Genomic DNA, 16,876 nt, shown 5'->3' with positions numbered 1-16,876 from the left:
GCCCACGTGGAGCTTCGCGGACGTCCTCGGAGAGAGCTGAGCGCTCTCGCGGGGCGCCGTTGCGCGGGCGATGCGGAGCCGGATTGGCCGCGTCCGGCGCGGCGTCAATATTTCCGCAGCAGGCTGACGAGTTTACCCTGAATGCGCACCTTGTCGGGACCGAAGATGCGGGTCTCGTACGCCGGATTCGCCGCTTCGAGGGCGATGGAGGCCCCGCGCTTGCGCAGCCGCTTCAGCGTCGCTTCCTCGTCCTCGATGAGGGCGACGACGATGTCGCCCGTGTCGGCGTAGTCCTGCTTCTTGATGACGACGGTATCGCCGTCGAGAATGCCGGCCTCGATCATGGAGTCGCCGCGCACCTCGAGCGCGAAATGTTCGCCGGCCGACAGCATGTCGGGCGGCAGCGCAATCGTATGGCTACGGCTCTGAATCGCGGAAATGGGCGTGCCGGCGGCGATTCGGCCCATGACGGGTATGGCGACGAGCGGGCTGCTCTCCTCCTCGCCGCGCTCGTGCAGCGGCCGGACGCGGCCGAGATTGCCCTGAATGACGGCGGGCGCGAATTTGCCGCCGCGCGCGCCCCCTCCGCCCCGCGGCGTCGCGGATTCGGGAAGACGCAGCACTTCGAGCGCGCGCGCGCGGTTGGGAAGGCGGCGAATGAAGCCCCGCTCCTCGAGCGCGAGGATGAGGCGATGAATGCCGGACTTGGACCTCAGGTCCAGAGCGTCCTTCATCTCGTCGAAAGACGGCGGAACGCCGGACTCTTTCAGCCGCTCGTGAATGAATCGCAGCAGATCGCTCTGCTTTTTGGTCAACATGCCACGTTCCTGCCCGCGCCGCACGACTCGCTGCTACAAACAAATCATGAACGATTTATAGACGTTCGCGGTGCGTTCCGCAAGCCCCATCGTCGCGGCGCGGTTAACGGCCGCTTACGCGAAGAGGCCGCGCTCTTGCGGGGCGCGGCCTGGATTCGGCAGGAGCCCGCGCGCGGCTACTTGCTCGCGCGGAGCGCGCGGCGGATCGACGCCGTGGGGCTGTCGTCGGGCGCAAGCGCCGACATTTCGCGGCGATCGTCCGGCGCCAGCGACTGCGCGACCGTCGATGTCTCAGCCTCGCGCGACTGCGCGGCGGCCTTGGCGGCCGCCATCGTCACGATCGGCGACTTGGCGGCAAGCTGCGTGGCCTTGCCAGCGGGGCGGATCGGCTTCTCCTCGAGCGCGATCTCCATTGGCGGCTGCAGCGCCTCGGGGCGGCTGGTTTCGGCGATGCGGGCGAGGAAGCTCGGATGCATGCCGCCGTCCTGATAAACGAGCCGGACGGGCTTCACGCTCGACGCCAATTCGGCGATCTTCTCGTCGTCCTTCGCGGCTTTGGCCGACACGCTCGCGATGAGCTCCGGATCGTGCTTGAGCGGCGGACAGGCCGAAAGCGGATCCATATGGCCCGCGGGCGCAGCGTTGAACACGTAGCGCCGGCCGCAGTACGCCACCGCTGGCTCCTGCTTCGTCACCTCGAAATGGTCGTTGCCTTCCTTCAAGTTTTTCCAGAAGCCGATATTAGGATCCAGACGATGTTTGGCCAGATTTTCCGCCGTCATCTTGAACGGATAGGATTGCATCTGAATCGCGCGTTGGCCGCCATTGAAGGCCGAGCGGGCGATGGCGTAAATCTCGGAAATCTGCGCGTCGGTCATGGAGAAGCAGCCCGCCGACGAGCAGGCCCCGTGGACCATGATCGTGCCGCCCGTATGGCCGAGCGCCTTGTCGAGCTGGTTCGGATAGCCGACGTTGAACGACAGATAATAGGCCGAATTCGGGTTCATCTGGGCCGGCGTGATCGTATAGAAGCCCTCCGGCACCTGACGGTCGCCTTCCCGCGTTTTGGGGCCGAGCTGGCCCGACCAGCGGCACATGGGGAAGGTCTTGAGATAGGCGTAGCGCCCGTCCGGCCGCATCTTCCAGATTTCGAGCTCCGCCTCCTTCTTGTAGGCGCGGATCAGCACCGGCGCCTCCTTGGTCGTGCCGATCTTTTCCATCAACGCGACCGTTTCCGGAGGAATGGGCGCGAGCGCGCGTTGGGAGAGGCCGCTGTCCTGACAGGCGGATAGCGCAAGACCGCCGAAAACGACGACGGCCGCGGCCGGCTTCAAGACCCGAAACTTCATGCGCACAGCTCCCCTCTGCGCCCCAGCGCCCGCGCATTTTTACGCAACTGCGCGTCATATTGCGCGCAATAACGTAACGCATTCCTAATCGGGCGGTGGAAAGACCCCTCTCCGCCACAAAGCACTAGAGGCTCGAATTGGGACGAGAAAGTGTCCGTGGCGCCATCGGATGCGACAAATGCAGCGCATTTTCGCCAATTGAGTTAACGCTTTTCCTCAATCTTGCGGCCCATGGCGAGGAACTTCTCGGCGCGGGCGTGGCGCAGCTGCTCGCGGGAAAGATTCGTCAGGCGCGACAGCTCCGTTGCGATCGCGTCCCCGACCGAGGCGATGGCCGCCTGCGGATCTCTGTGGGCGCCGCCGGCCGGCTCTGTGACGATCACGTCGATGATGCCGAATTTCAGCAGATCCTGCGCTGTGATCTTCATGCTCGTCGCCGCGTCCTGCGCCTTGGCCGCGTCGCGCCACAAGATGGAGGCCGACGCTTCTGGCGAGGCGACCGTATAGACCGCGTGCTCCAGCATCAGCACCTTGTTGGCGGCGGCGATGGCGATGGCCCCGCCGGAGCCCCCTTCCCCCACCACCACGGCGACATTCGGCACGCCGAGCGAGAGCGAGGCGTCCGTCGAACGCGCGATGGCCTCCGCCTGGCCGCGTTCCTCGGCGTCGATGCCGGGAAAGGCGCCGGCCGTGTCGACCAGTGAAATCACCGGGAGGCCGAACCGGTCGGCGAGCTCCATGAGGCGCACGGCCTTGCGATAGCCCTCGGGCCGCGCCATGCCGAAATTGTGATGCAGGCGGCTCGCCGTGTCCGAGCCCTTCTCCTGCCCGATGACGCAGACAGGCTCGCCCTTGAAGCGCCCGAAGCCACCGACGATCGCGGAGTCCTCGCCGAAGAGGCGGTCGCCGGCCAGCGGCGTGAATTCGGCGATAAGCTGCTTCACATAATCCGAGAAATGCGGTCGCTGCGGATGGCGCGCGACCTGAATCTTCTGCCAGGGCGTGAGGGCGGCGTAGAGGTCGGCGAGCGCCTTGGCGGCCTTGGCCTCGAGCTTCGTCAGCTCCTCCGCGATGGAGACGCCCTCGCCCTTTTCGGCCAGCGCGCGCAGCTCCTCGACCTTGGTTTCGAGTTCGGCGACGGGCTTTTCGAAGTCGAGATAGGAGCGCATGGGCGACAATGTTTCCTGGGCCAGAACGAACGGCGCCCGGAGCCTCTCGGGCGCGCGCAAACTCGCTGCATCAAGACGGGAAGTCAAGGAAGCCGATGCGCCGCCGCCGCTGGATTTCGCGGGCCGAATGTCGCAATCAGGGGAGACAGAAGGAGGATCCGCCCTTGAGCTCGACCCTGCCGCCGCCAGAGAGCCGTTTCGTCGCCGCACGCGACGGTCTCCGCCTGCATTATCTCGACTACCCCTGCCCCGCCGCGGCGCGTCTGCCGCTCGTGTGTCTGCCCGGGCTCGCTCGCTCGGCGGACGATTTCTGGCGCGTGGCGGAGGCGGCGCGGCAGGCGGGCCGCCGCGTTCTGGCGGTCGACTATCGCGGGCGCGGGCGCTCGGAGTGGGACAAGGACTGGCGCCGATACGATCTCGACGTCGAGCAGGATGACATTTTCGCTGTCCTCGCCGACGCGGGCGTCGCGGAAGCGGTCTTCCTCGGCACGTCGCGCGGCGGGCTGCACACGATGCGGATCGCAAAGGCGCGGCCCGGCCTCGCGCGCGCCGCCGTCCTCAACGACATCGGACCAAGGATCGAGCGCGACGGGCTGCTGCGCATCAAGCGCTATGTCGGCAAAATGCCGCCCCTCGCGCGGATGAGCGACGCCATTGCGTTGATGCGCATGACGGCGGCCCCGCAATTCGTCGGCGTAAGCCCGGAGGAGTGGGAGGTCTACGCGCGCCAGACCTTCGTCGAGAAGGGCGGGAAGGTGGAGCTGCGCTACGATCCAGAGCTGACGCATACGCTCGACGCGGTCACGCCGGAGTCGGAACTGGACGAGTTCTGGGAGCCCTTCGCGGCGCTCTCGGCCGTTCCCATTCTGGCGATCCGGGGCGAGACGTCGGACATTCTCTCCGTCGAAACGCTCGACGAAATGGCCCGCCGGGCGCCGCGGCTTGAGCGGTTCACCGTTCCGGGACAAGGCCATGCGCCGCTACTGCTCGACGCGCCGACGATCGGGCGGATCGCGTCCTTTCTTGACGCCCAGCCGTGAGCTAGGGCGCATAGCCCTGCGCCTGATTGAGCCGGGAAATCGCCTGACCTACGCTCACGGCGGCCGCCGCCTGCGCGCGTTGCGCCTCCAGTTGCAGCTGGCGCACGCGATAAAGATCGAAAGCGCTGATTTCGCCGAGCGCAAAGGATTTGCGCGAGAGATCGAATTGCTCATTGGCGACCGAGAGCCGCTTTTCGGCGAGACCTGACGCCTTTTGCGCGGCGGCGAGATTGGCGCGCGCGGCCTTGATCTCGGCCAGAACCACCCGTTTCGCCTTTTCATATTCGGCGCGGGCGCGCGTCATTTCCGCGATCGCCTCCGCCCGGCGCGGTTCCTGGCGTCCGTCCGTCGGCAGGGGAATGCGAATGCGCACGCCGACCGTCGTCGCATTGGTCAATTGATCGGTAATCTGCTGCGACGGATCGGTCGAATATTGCCTGTTGTGCTCCTGCCGCCCGAACACGCCGACTTCGGGACTGTCGATCGGCGTCGCTTCGACGAGCTGCAACTGCGTCTCGGCGCGGCGCAGCGCCGCGAGCGGCGTCCGCAGGGCGGGATGCTCCTCGATGTCGCCCGCCGGCTTCGCGGTCTCCAGCGTCCCGTCCGGCGGGGCGCCGCCAGTGAGCGCCTGATAATTCACCCGCGCGACCTTTTCGGCGCCCTCCGCCTGGGCGAGCTCCGTCTCCGCCGCCAGCAATTCGTTTTTGGCGAGCAGCGCGTCCGCCTCCGCCGCGTCGCCGAGTTGGACGCGCCGCGTCATGTCCTGGCCGATCTCGCGCGCCGTCGCGACGCGATTGCGTGCGACGACGACTTCGCGCGCGGCGCGCTGCGCGGCCCACCAGGCGTCGCGGATGAGACCTGCGACGTCGAGGCGCCGTAGGGCGATCTTTTCCTCGATCTCGATCACGCCGGAAGAGACGGTCGCCTCCATCGCGTCGCGCTGGCCGGGGAGCCACAGCGGCAGGCCGGCCTCGACTTCCGTTTCGTTGTAATTGCGCAAATTGCCGGCGACGGCGTTGCGCTGGGCTCCGCCGACGTAGGGCGAGCCCGGCGAGATCGAGCGCGTTGTCGCGTAGCGCGCCGAAACGGCGCCGAACTGCGCCTCCAGCGCCTTGGATTGCGCGTCGATGGCGACGGCCATGTCGAGATGCCGGGCGAGCTGATGGCCGAGGGGCTTCTTCCCGCGCTTTTCGACGGTCGCGCCCTCCTTCACCGTCACCGCGCCGCGCGGCTTGGGCCCGGCGGCCGCGGCGGAAGCGGCGACCAGGGCGGCGAGGCCGAGGAGGACGGAAGCGCGCGGGCTCACGGGACGACGCCCTGACGCGCGCCGAGCCGGCCGCGCTTGCCGCGCAGCCGCCAGGTCGTGGCGCGATCGTAAAGAATCGGCAGCAGCACGAGGGTGAGAGTCGTCGCCGAGATGAGGCCGCCGATCACCACGATCGCGAGCGGACGCTGAATCTCCGCGCCGGGCCCCGTTGCGAAAAGGAAAGGAATGAGGCCGAAGGCCGCGATGGTCGCCGTCAGGGCCACAGGCCGCATGCGGCGGCGCGCACCCTCGACCACCGCTTCGCGCGTCGTGCGGGTTCCTTCCGAAACCAGCTTGTTGATGTAGGAAATGAGCACTACGCCGTTGAGCACGGCGATGCCGATGAGCGCGATGAAGCCGACGGACGCTGGCACCGAGATGAACTCTCCCGAAAGCCAGAGACCGAGAATGCCGCCGATCGCCGCAAAAGGCACGTTGCAGAAGACGAGCGTCGCCTGCAGCGCGGAATTAAAGGTGAAATAGAGCAGCAGAAAGATGAGCGCGAGCGCGATGGGCACGACGATGGCGAGACGCGCCGAGGCGCGCTGCTGGTTCTCAAACTGCCCGCCCCATTGGTAAGCGTAGCCTTTCGGCGTCTTCACATTGCGCGCCACGGCGGATTTCGCTTCGTCCACGAAACCGACGAGGTCTCGTCCCTGGACATTGGCGAGCACCGTCGCGAAGCGGCGGCCCTCCTCGCGGATGACCTGAATTGGCCCGTTCTCGGCGTGAACGTCGGCAAGCTGCGACAATTCTACGACCTTGCCGTCGTTCGACACCATGGGCAGCCTGGCGAAATCGACCGAGGAACGGCGCGAGGTCTCTGAGCCGCGGATAACGAGCGGCGTGCGGATCGGTCCCTCGAGCACGATGCCCACCTGCTGGCCGTCGACCCAGACCCGCAGCGCATCCTGAATTTCGCCGGCGTTGAGGCCGAAGCGGCCCGCCGCTAGGCGGTCGACGCGCGCGATGAGATAGCGCATGCCGTCGTTTTGCAGACCGAAGACGTCGCGCGAGCCGGGAATTTTTTTCAGCACGCCCGCCACCTCGCGCGTGAGGCGATTGAGCTCGTTGATGTCGTCGCCGAAAATCTTGACGACCACGTCGCCGCGGGCGCCGATGATCATTTCCTGCACGCGCATGTCGATCGGTTGCGAGAAGGCGTAGGAGATGCCGGGAATCTCGTCCAGCACCTTTCGGATTTCGCCCATCAGCCAGTCGATCCCACGCCCGCGCCATTCCTTCTCCGGCGCGAGGGTGAGGAAATTGTCAGTCTCATTGAGGCCGACGGGATCAATGCCGAGTTCGTCGGCGCCGGCGCGGGCCATCATGCCTTTCACCTCCGGCACCTTCGCCATGATCTCGCGCTGGATGCGCCGGTCGGTCTCGGCGGCGACGGCGACGCTGATCGTCGGATGTTTGCGAATGGTGATGACGGGCGTTCCCTCGTTCATGACCGGCATGAAGGTCTGGCCGATGCCCGTATAGGCTAGACCGGCGACGACGAGCCCCACGCCCGCAAATCCCGCGACGATGAGCGGACGCGCCAGCGCGCGCTCCAGCAAAGGCTCGTAAACCGCGGCGATTTTGCGCACGAGCCACGGCTCGTCGGCATGGCCGGGCTGAAGCAGTGTGGCGCTCAGCGACGGCACCACCGTCAAAGACAGGACGAGCGCGGAGCCGAGCGCGAAGGCGATGGTTAGCGCGACGGGCGCGAAGAGACGCCCTTCCAGCCCCTCGAGCGAGAGGAGGGGCAGAAACACGGTGACGATGATGACCACACCCGAGGCGAGCGGCGTCGCCACCTCGCTCGTCGCCTCGAGCGTCATGTAGAGGCGATCGGCGAGGCTCGCGTCTCGGGCATGCGCCATGCGGTGCTCGACGTTCTCGACGACCACGACGGCGCAGTCGACGAGGAGGCCGATGGCGATGGCGAGGCCGCCGAGCGACATGATGTTCGCCGAGAGCCCCCACCATTTCATGATGCCGAAAGTCGCGAGCGCGGCGAGCGGCAAAATGACTGAAACGACCAGCGCCGCGCGCAGATCGCCAAGGAACAGCGCCAGCAGGATGACGACGAGCACGATGGCTTCGATCAGCACCTTCTGCACAGTCCAGACGGCCTTGCCGATCAGCTCGCTGCGGTCGTAGAAAATCTCGATCCTGGCGCCCTTCGGCAGCATGGGCGCGAGTTCCGCGAACCGCTCCTTCACGCCGGAGACCACCGTGCGCGCGTCGGCGCCGCGCAGACCGAGCACCAGGCCCCACACGGCCTCCGCATCGCCGTTGCGATTGACGACGCCGTTGCGCGGCAGCGAGCCGAAGCGCACCTCGGCCACGTCGCCGACGCGCACGATGCCGGTCTTGCGCGAATCGATGACGACGGACCGGATGTCGTCCAGCGAGCGCAAGCGGCCCTCCGCGCGCACGAGCAGCGCCTCCTCGCCGTCGCGCACGCGGCCGGCGCCGTCGTTGCGATTGTTGTCCTTCAGCGCCGACTCGAGCATCTCGACCGTGACGCCGCGCGACGCCATGGCGGCGGGCGATGGGGCGACCTCGAAGGTCCGCACGAAGCCGCCGAGGACATTGAGGTCGGCGACGCCCGGCAGGCCGCGGATCGCGGGCCGGATGGTCCAGTCCAGAAGGCTTCGCTGCTCCGTCGGCGTCAAATCCCCGCCGACGATGGTGAACATCAGCATTTCGCCGAGCGGCGTGACGATCGGCGCGAGGCCGCCGGACACGCCTGCGGGCAACTGGTCCTGCACTTGCGACAGGCGTTCGTTGACCTGGGCGCGCGCCCAGTAAATGTCCGTCCCTTCAGCGAATTCGAAGGTGAGGAGCGCGACGGAATAGCGCGTCGTCGATCGCATGCGCACGAGCGAGGGGATGCCCTTCGCGGCGATTTCGATCGGGGCCGTGACCCGCGCCTCCAGTTCCTCGGGAGTGAGGCCCGGCGCGCGCATGGCAACGAGAACCTGCGCCGGCGCGACGTCCGGAAAGGCGTCGATCGGCAGCTTCATATAGCTGACCGCGCCCCAGCCGGCGATGAAAAGCGCGCCGAGGAGGGTGAGGAGCCGCTGACGGAGCGAAAAATGGATCAGGCGTTCAAGCATGAAGAACTGTCACTTGCTCTCGGCCTCCGCGAGTTCGGCGAGCAGCGTGAGCAGCCCGCGGGTCGCGACGCGCTCGCCATTCGCCAGCGCGCCCTGCACCGAGGCGAATTGCGGCGTCTCCGAGATCAGCGTCACCGGAACCGCGCGAAAGCCCTCCGCGGTGCGCACGAAGACCCAGCTGTGATTGAGATGGCTGACCACCGCGTCGGCCGGCACGCGCCACTGCGAGGCGCCGCCGCCCCTGACGCGCAGAATGGCCTGCAAGGCCTGCCCCGGCCGCAAGGGGCTACGGCCGGGACGGAACTCCGCGACCGCCGTAACCGATTGGGTCGCGGAGTCGACCGTGCGTCCGACGCGAATAAGGCGCCCGTCGAGATCGGCCGAGGGAAGATGCACGCGCTCGACGCTGTCGAGGGCGACCGCGCGGCCAAGCGGCACCTGCAGATTGACCCAGATCGGGTCGAGCCGCGCGATCGTCACGAGCGGCGCCGAGGCCTGCACGCGCTCGCCCGTCGTGCCGTGCCGCTGGAGGATCGTGCCGCCGATCGGCGCGCGCACGAGGAGGGAACTCGCCAGTTTGCGCTCCTTCCGCAGCACGGCGATTTCCGGCTCCGTCATGCCGGCGAGGGCGAGAATCTGGGCGCGCTCGTCGAGCGAGGAGCGCGCCTGCGCCGCCTCCGCGCGCGTCACGATGAGCCGGCGCTCGGCGATGATGCGCTCTTTATAAAGCTGCTCGTCGCGGCGCAGCTTCTCGGCTGCGAGATTGGCCTCCGAGAGGGACAGCAGGAACGCCCGCTGCGCCTCGACCAGTTCAGAGGACTTCAGCGTGGCGATGGGATCGCCTTCCTTCACGTCCTCGTCGGGGGCGACGAGCAGCGTCTCGACGAGACCCGCCGCCGGCGCCGCGACGATGCGCAGCTGCTGCGGCGGCACGGTCACGACGCCGGGAACGACCAGCTCGCCGACGCCGGATTCCGGCTCGACCGGCTGCGTCTCGACGCCGGCGGCGCGAATCTGCTCCTCCGTCAGCGGCACGGAGAGTTCGCGCATCGGCGGCTGAGCGGGCAGGGGCTCCCCGAAGGCCGCCCGCGCGCCGCACGCGGTCAGAAAGAGGATGAGAGCAAGTTTTGGCCGCATATCGAGGATTGACGCCTGATTTAGGGCGCGAGCGGCGCCGGTCAAATCCGGATGGCGCCCGGAACGCGCCCTGCCCGGAATCGCGCCACGCGGTGACGCCTGTTTACCGGAGTTTTACAGCCCTGCCCCCCGGGCTCAAGACGTCTGCGCGCCGCAACGCAGCTATCCAACGAAAATGGGAGTTTTTTCGGACTTGTGACGGCCGCGGCGTCGCAAACCGCAGGCGGGGGCCTATATTCCCGGCACGTTCCGATTCGATCCGCCCGAGGAATTCATGCGCCATCCGTCCAACGTCGCCGTCCGTCTCGTCGACTATCGCCCCGCCGATTTCCTCATTGACTCGGTCTCTCTCGACATCTCCCTGCATCGGACCGCGACGAAAGTGGTCGCCGCCCTGTCCATGCGACGCAATCCGAAGGGCGCGGCCGAGGCGCCGCTCGCGCTCGACGGCGACGGCCTCTCCCTGCTGGGCGTCAAGCTCGACGGCCGGATCCTGTCGCCGGGCGACTATTCGGCGACGCCCGACCGCCTGGTTCTGGCGGCCGTTCCGGACGAGAACTTCGTTCTGGAAATCGAAACCGAGGTCAATCCGACCGCCAACACCCAGCTCTCGGGCCTCTATCGATCCGGCTCGGCCTATTGCACCCAATGCGAGGCGGAGGGCTTCCGCCGCATCACCTATTTCCTCGACCGGCCGGACGTGCTGAGCGTCTACACGACCCGCATCGAGGCCGAGAAGAGCGAGGCGCCGGTCCTCCTGTCCAACGGCAACCCTGTGGAAAGCGGGGATATCCCCGGCTCCGGCCGCCATTACGCCGTCTGGCGCGATCCCTTCCCGAAACCCTCCTATCTCTTCGCGCTCGTTGGCGGCGATCTGGGCGCGCTGCGCGACAGCTTCACCACCATGTCGGGCCGCAAGATCGACCTCGCGATCTATGTCGAGCACGGCAAGGAGCCGCGCGCCGCCTACGCCATGGACGCTCTGAAGCGCGCGATGCGCTGGGATGAGGAGAAGTTCGGCCGGGAATATGATCTCGACGTGTTCAACATCGTCGCCGTGTCCGACTTCAACATGGGCGCGATGGAGAACAAGGGCCTCAACATTTTCAATGACAAATATGTTCTGGCCTCGCCCGAGACCGCGACAGATGCGGATTACGCCGGCATCGAGGCGGTCGTCGCCCATGAATATTTCCACAACTGGACGGGGAATCGCATCACCTGCCGCGACTGGTTCCAGCTCTGCCTGAAAGAGGGTCTTACCGTTTTCCGCGATCAGGAGTTTTCCGCCGACATGCGGTCGCGCGCGGTGGAGCGGATCGGCGACGTGCGCGGCTTGCGGCTCGCGCAGTTTCCAGAGGACGCGGGGCCGCTGGCGCATCCGGTGCGGCCAGAAGTCTATCACGAAATCAACAACTTCTACACGGCGACCGTCTATGAGAAGGGCGCCGAGATCGTCCGCATGCTGCGCGCGCTGATCGGCGACGACGCCTTCCGGCGGGGCATGGACATTTATTTCGACCGCTTCGACGGGACGGCGGCGACGGTCGAGGACTTCCTCTCCTGCTTCGCCGAGGCCTCGGGCCGCGACCTGTCGCATTTTTCTCTGTGGTATAGCCAAGCGGGCACGCCCGTGCTGGCCTGCGACGGCGATTACGACCCGGCAGCCAAGACCTTCGCGCTGACGCTGCGTCAGGAAACTCACCCGACTCCAGGCCAGAAGGACAAGAAGCCGCTCGTCATTCCGGTCGCTCTCGCCCTTTTCGGCGAGAACGGCGAAAAGCTCGACCTCGCGAGCGCCGATGCGCGCGTCGAGGAACTGGCGCGGGGGCTCTTCGAGCTCTCCGGCCCCTCGCGGCGGATCGTCTTCAGCAACGTCCCGTCGCGGCCTGTCGTCTCGCTGCTGCGCGGTTTCTCGGCGCCGGTGCGGCTGGAACCCGCGCCGTCGAGCGCGGATCTCGAACGCTTGCTCGCCTGCGACGACGATCCGTTCAACCGCTGGCAGGCGGCGCAGGGCCTCGCCCTGCGCGCCATTTTCGCTCGCGTCGACGCGGCCGCGTCCGGCGCGCAGGCGCCCGGCTCCGCGGGTTTCGTCGCCGCGCTGCGCGCCATTCTCGCTGGAGCGGACGCCGACCCGGCCTTCGCCGCGCAGGCGCTGACCCTGCCCTCGGAAATCGACCTTGCGCGCGAAGCCGGCGAGAATGTCGATCCCGACGTGCTCTTCGGCGCGCGCATGGCGCTGCGTGAGGAGATCGGCCGAGCCCTTCTGGCCGACGCCGAAGCCGCCTACGCGCGGCTCGACGACGCGCGACCCTACAGGCCGGACGCCGCCGGCGCCGGACGCCGGGCGCTAAAGGCTGTGGCGCTCGACCTGATCGCCGCCGGCGACCCCGAAAAGGGCCGCGCGCTCGCCCGGAGTCAATTTGCCATGGCCGGGAACATGACCGACCGCCTCGCCGCGCTTTCCGCCCTCGCGCTCATCGGCGGCGACGCGCGCGAGGAGGCTTTCGCGCAGTTCTACGAGCGCTTCGCCGGCGATCCGCTGGTCATCGATAAGTGGTTCGCGCTGCAGGCGACGATCCCCGAAACCCGCACGACCAAGCGGGTCGTCGAGCTGATGGCCCATCCGGATTTTTCGCTCGCCAATCCCAATCGCGTGCGGGCGCTGCTGGGCGCCTTCGCCAACGCCAATCTCACCCGCTTCCACGCGCTCGACGGCTCTGGATACGATCTTTTGACGCAGGTCGTCCTGGAGCTCGACGCCAAGAATCCGCAGCTCGCAGCAAGGCTGCTTTCCTCCCTGCGCTCCTGGCGCACGCTGGAGCCGCGCCGGCGCGCGCTGGTCGAGGCGCGCCTAAGACAAATCCTTGAAAGAGAAGATCTTTCTGCGGACGTCAAGGACATCGCCACGCGCGCGCTGGCCTGACCGGCGCGCGGCGTCCCGGGAGCCGTTAACGGTCAATTAAGGTCTGGACAATCGAGGCCTGAGAGATTCGAATGAAGGTGATTCGGGCGTTCCCAGCCCAGATGAAAGATCGCCTGATTTCGGAGATTTTTGATGGCGCGCGTCACCGCAGCTCGTGCGATGAGTCACGCGGAAACGGTGTGGGGCGCCTATCGTTTCAACGGCAACGGCGAGAAGGATCCGAAGGAAAGCCCCTGGCTGCGCCGGGTGGCCTTCATCGTCTCGGGGATTTGCCTCGTCTCGCTCACGGCCTTCGCCGCATCGCTCACGAGCGCCATGCAGGACCAACTCGTCGAGGAGGCGACGGCTGACCTCGAAGTCTTCGCGCGCGCCGTTTCGCGCGACCTGCAGGACAAGATTCAGGCCGACGCGCAAAAGCACCTCGTCGAGCCCCTGAACAAGATCGTGCCGCGCCCGGCCACGGCGCGGGGACGCCGCATTCTCGTCACGGACGACCACGGCCATGTCGCGGCCGCCTTCCCGCCCATCGCCGCCAAGAACGCGACGCTGCACGACATCCTCGGCGCCGAACAGGTGCTGACCGAATTCGCCGAGAAGGCCGGCGTCATGCGCGTCACCCTGCCGGACGGAACGGCGGCGCTCGCCACGGTGCAGAAACTGCCCGCGCCCTATGGCCAGCTGGCGATGATCTATCCGCTCGAAAACGTTCTCGGCGAGTGGCGCGCGATCGCCGCGCATTATGCGGTGGTCTTCGCCTTCACGACGCTCATGCTGCTCGCGATCGTCTTCGCCTATTTCCGCCAGTCGCGCCGGCGCCAGGCGGCGGAGCAGGTGAACGGCTATATCCGCAAGCGGCTCGACGCCGCGCTCTCGCGCGGACGCTGCGGCCTGTGGGACTGGGACATTGCGCGCGGACGCATCTACTGGTCCGACTCGATGTACGAGATGCTGGGCCTGCCCGCCGAACCGCGCTGCCTCTCCTTCGGCGAACTCAACGCGCTCATCCACCCGCAGGACGGCGATCTTTCCGTAATCGCGGAAATGGTTTCGGCCTCCAAGACCAACAGCGTCGACCACGAATTCCGCGCCCGCCACGCGAGCGGCGAATGGATCTGGATCAGGGCCCGCGCGCAGATCGTCGACGACGCGCAGGATGCGGGGCGCCATCTCGTCGGCATCGCCGTGGACGTTTCCGAGCAGAAGGCGCTCGCCGAACACACGGCCATGGCCAATATGCGCCTGCGCGACGCCATCGACGCGATTTCGGAAGCGTTCGTCCTGTGGGACGCGCAGAACCGCCTCGTCACCTGCAATTCCAAATTTCTTGATCTCCACGGCCTGTCGCCGGACGTCGCCGTCGCCGGCGCGAGCTATTCGCGCATCATGATGCGTGCGAAGGGCCCGATCATCCAGACCGAAATTTCGCCCGCCGAAGGGCGCGCCGCGGACGCGCGCACCTATGAAGCGCGCCTCGCCGACGGCCGCTGGCTGCAAATTAACGAGCGCCGCACGAAGGACGGCGGCTATGTCTCGGTCGGGGCGGACATCACCGCCCTCAAGCGCAATCAGGAAAAGCTCATCGAGTCCGAACGGCGCCTGACGGGGAGCGTCGCCGACCTCATGCGCTCCCGTCAGACGCTCGAAATGCAGGCGCAGCAGCTCGCGACGCTCGCCGAGCAATATCACCACCAGAAAGCGGAAGCCGAAGCCGCCTATCTCGCGAAGTCGGAATTCCTGGCGAATATGAGCCACGAATTGCGCACGCCGCTCAACGCCATCATCGGTTTCACGGAAATGATGCTGGCCGAGCCTTTCGGCGCGCTGGGTTCGCCGAAATATGTCGAATATTGCAACAACGTCCGCCAGGGCGGCGCCTATCTCAACGAAGTGCTGTCGGACATTCTCGACATGTCGCGGCTGGAAGCCGGCCTCGTGCGACTCTCGGAGCGCGAGGTGCATGTCGCGGAAGCCGTGCGCCGCGCGGTCGGCGAATGGCGCGCGCGCGCCGAGGAAAAGAAGATCACTCTCATCGTCGAAGTCGACGAGAAACTGCGCTGCGTCGGCGACGAGGCGGCGATCGGCAAAGCGCTCGGCGCGCTGCTCTCGAACAGCGTCAAATTCACTGGCGCCGGCGGTTTCGTGCGCGTGCGCGTGCGTCACCACGGCGACGCCATCGCCTTCTTCGTCGAGGACACGGGACAGGGCATCGATCCGCGCGCCCTTCCGAAACTCGGGCGGCCGTTCGAGCAGAGCGCGGGCGTCATGGAGAACGGGATGAAGGGCTCCGGGCTCGGCCTCGCCATCGCCCGCGCGCTGATCGACCTCCATGGCGGCTCATTGAGGTTCCGTTCGCGGCTCGGACGGGGCACGATCGCCATGATCCGGCTCGCCTGCGCGCATTGCGCGGGCAAAAACGTGACGCCGCTCAAAGGCCGGTCCATGGAGGAATCCGCCCCCGCCAAGGCCCCCGCCGTCCGCGCGCTTCCCTATGCGCGCTCGCGCGAGGCCACGGCGCGGATTCCTGGGATGGACAGCACGACGCGCAATCCCGGCGCATTGTCCTCGATCCGCAGCGCGCCGTGATGCAGGCGGGCGACCGCCGCCGCCATGGACAGCCCCAGTCCCGAACCTGGCCGCGAGCGCGAATTCTCCAGCCGGACGAAACGCCCCACCACCCGTTCGCGATCCGGCGCCGGAATGCCGGGCCCGTGATCCGCCACCGTGATCTCAATGCGGTCGCCGACGCGCTTCGCGCTCAGTTCGATCGCCGGGTTCTCGCCCGCCGCGCCATATTTAAGCGCATTGTCGACGAGATTGACGACCGCCTGCCCGAGCAGTTCCCGGCTGCCGGACACGGTGAGGCCGGGCTCGGTGAAGCAAACAAGACGCACGCCCTGCTCTTCGGCGACGGGCTCGTACATCTCCGCGATGTCGCTCACCACGGCGTCGGCGTCGAGCGTCGTCAGATTGTCGGTGGAGTAACCAGCCTCCGCGCGCGCAATCATCAGCAGCGCGTTGAACACGCGGATGAGACTGTCCGATTCCTCGATGACCGCGGTCAGCGCCTCGCGATGCGCGCCGTTCTCGCCGCCCCCCCGCAGGGCCGCCTCGGCGCGGTTACGCAGCCGCGTGAGCGGCGTCTTGAGATCGTGCGCGATATTGTCCGAAACTTCGCGCAGGCCCGTCATGAGTTCCGAGATGCGCTCCAGCATCGCATTGAAATTCTCGGCCAGGCGATCGAGTTCGTCGCCGGCGCCGGTCACGGCGAGGCGCTCGTGCAGATCGCCCGCCATGATGCGTCTCGCGGAAGCGGACATGACGTCGACGCGCTCCAACATGCGATGCGCGACAAAGAGCCCGCCGAGCGCGCCGACGAGCGCGAGCCAGAACAGGGAGACGCCGAGCGCGCGCCGCAGAATGTCGCGCAGCACCTGATGGTCTTCGATGTCGTGGCCGATGAGCAGCCGGAACCCGCCTGGGATCAGGAAAAGCCGCAAGAGCGCAGGATGGGTTTCGGTGGTTTCGCCGCGCCGCTGATAGGGCGTTTCGACGAGCGCCGAACCGCCGGCGGGAAGGGCGTTGGGAGGCTCGATATTGCCGACGATGACCTCGCCGGAATGCGTCATGAGCAGATAAAGCGAGCCGCCCGGCGCGCGCACGCGCCGCTCCAGCGCGGTTGTGAGCTGACGCAGCCCGCCCTGCGCATATTGCTCGGAAAGCGCGCGAATTTCCGCCTCGACGGTCTGCTCGATCTGCTCGTCGAGCACCTCCTTGACTCGCGCGCCAACGCGCGTGAGCACGAGCCCCGCGCCGATGGAAAACAGCACCAGATAGGCGAGCGACAGCTTGAAGGCCGTCGTGCGGAAGAGCTTTCCAAGACCGCCGAACCGGCCGGGGCCGCCCCTGTACTGGCTGAGTGAAGTCATGCGGGTCTCGTGTCCCCGGCGGATCGCGGCGCGGCGCCGACGGCCGCGACGTCATAGACGACGCCGGCGCTCCTGTCGAAATGGGGATTGTC

Annotated in this window: 10 protein-coding genes; 3 read left to right on the top strand and 7 right to left on the bottom strand. The window is 67.1% G+C overall.

Going from position 1 to position 16,876, the window contains the following annotated elements; all coding sequences use genetic code 11:
• Positions 1-104: 104 nt before the first annotated feature.
• The 3 genes from lexA to ACV959_RS05485 form a co-directional block, all read right to left on the bottom strand.
• A complete protein-coding gene (gene lexA / locus ACV959_RS05495) occupies positions 105-818 on the bottom strand; it encodes a transcriptional repressor LexA (RefSeq protein ID WP_475738910.1) in 714 nt (237 codons plus the stop codon).
• 176 nt (positions 819-994) lie between these two features.
• Entirely contained in the window at positions 995-2,167 is a 1,173-nt protein-coding gene (locus ACV959_RS05490; protein WP_475738909.1) for a L,D-transpeptidase family protein, read from the bottom strand.
• Between the two features lie 203 nt (positions 2,168-2,370).
• Complete coding sequence (locus tag ACV959_RS05485) at positions 2,371-3,336, bottom strand: acetyl-CoA carboxylase carboxyltransferase subunit alpha (RefSeq protein ID WP_475738908.1); 966 nt, start codon at positions 3,334-3,336, stop codon at positions 2,371-2,373.
• Between the two features lie 164 nt (positions 3,337-3,500).
• Here ACV959_RS05485 and ACV959_RS05480 point away from each other — a divergent pair, with 164 nt between their 5' ends.
• Positions 3,501-4,376 carry an alpha/beta fold hydrolase gene (locus ACV959_RS05480; RefSeq protein WP_475738907.1) on the top strand — a complete coding sequence of 292 codons (876 nt, stop codon included), beginning with the start codon at positions 3,501-3,503 and terminating at the stop codon, positions 4,374-4,376.
• Between the two features lies 1 nt (position 4,377).
• Here the strand turns inward: ACV959_RS05480 and ACV959_RS05475 are convergent, their stop codons facing one another.
• The 3 genes from ACV959_RS05475 to ACV959_RS05465 are packed head-to-tail and all read right to left on the bottom strand — an operon-like array spanning position 4,378 to position 9,932.
• Positions 4,378-5,682 (bottom strand): TolC family protein, encoded by a 1,305-nt coding sequence (locus ACV959_RS05475; RefSeq protein ID WP_475738906.1) that lies wholly within the window; start codon positions 5,680-5,682, stop codon positions 4,378-4,380.
• Positions 5,679-8,795 carry an efflux RND transporter permease subunit gene (locus tag ACV959_RS05470; protein ID WP_475738905.1) on the bottom strand — a complete coding sequence of 1,039 codons (3,117 nt, stop codon included), beginning with the start codon at positions 8,793-8,795 and terminating at the stop codon, positions 5,679-5,681. Before ACV959_RS05470 ends, ACV959_RS05475 begins: the two co-directional genes overlap by 4 nt.
• 9 nt (positions 8,796-8,804) lie before the next feature.
• Positions 8,805-9,932 (bottom strand): efflux RND transporter periplasmic adaptor subunit, encoded by a 1,128-nt coding sequence (locus ACV959_RS05465; RefSeq protein WP_475738904.1) that lies wholly within the window; start codon positions 9,930-9,932, stop codon positions 8,805-8,807.
• 274 nt (positions 9,933-10,206) lie between these two features.
• Between ACV959_RS05465 and pepN the strand changes: the two genes are divergently transcribed.
• Together pepN and ACV959_RS05455 are read left to right on the top strand one after the other, a co-directional pair.
• Positions 10,207-12,858 carry an aminopeptidase N gene (gene pepN / locus ACV959_RS05460; RefSeq protein ID WP_475738903.1) on the top strand — a complete coding sequence of 884 codons (2,652 nt, stop codon included), beginning with the start codon at positions 10,207-10,209 and terminating at the stop codon, positions 12,856-12,858.
• Positions 12,859-12,990: 132 nt separating this feature from the next.
• Complete coding sequence (locus ACV959_RS05455) at positions 12,991-15,441, top strand: PAS domain-containing sensor histidine kinase (RefSeq protein WP_475738902.1); 2,451 nt, start codon at positions 12,991-12,993, stop codon at positions 15,439-15,441.
• Here ACV959_RS05455 and ACV959_RS05450 read toward each other — a convergent pair.
• Positions 15,345-16,784, bottom strand: a complete 1,440-nt coding sequence (locus ACV959_RS05450; RefSeq protein ID WP_475738901.1) for a sensor histidine kinase — start codon at positions 16,782-16,784, stop codon at positions 15,345-15,347. The two genes, ACV959_RS05455 and ACV959_RS05450, sit on opposite strands and share 97 nt — an antisense overlap.
• Positions 16,785-16,876: the final 92 nt, after the last annotated feature.

It is taken from the genome of Methylocystis sp. Se48, assembly GCF_056269425.1.
Note: the sequence above shows the minus strand (reverse complement) of the source record. Positions and strands in the feature narration are given on the sequence as shown.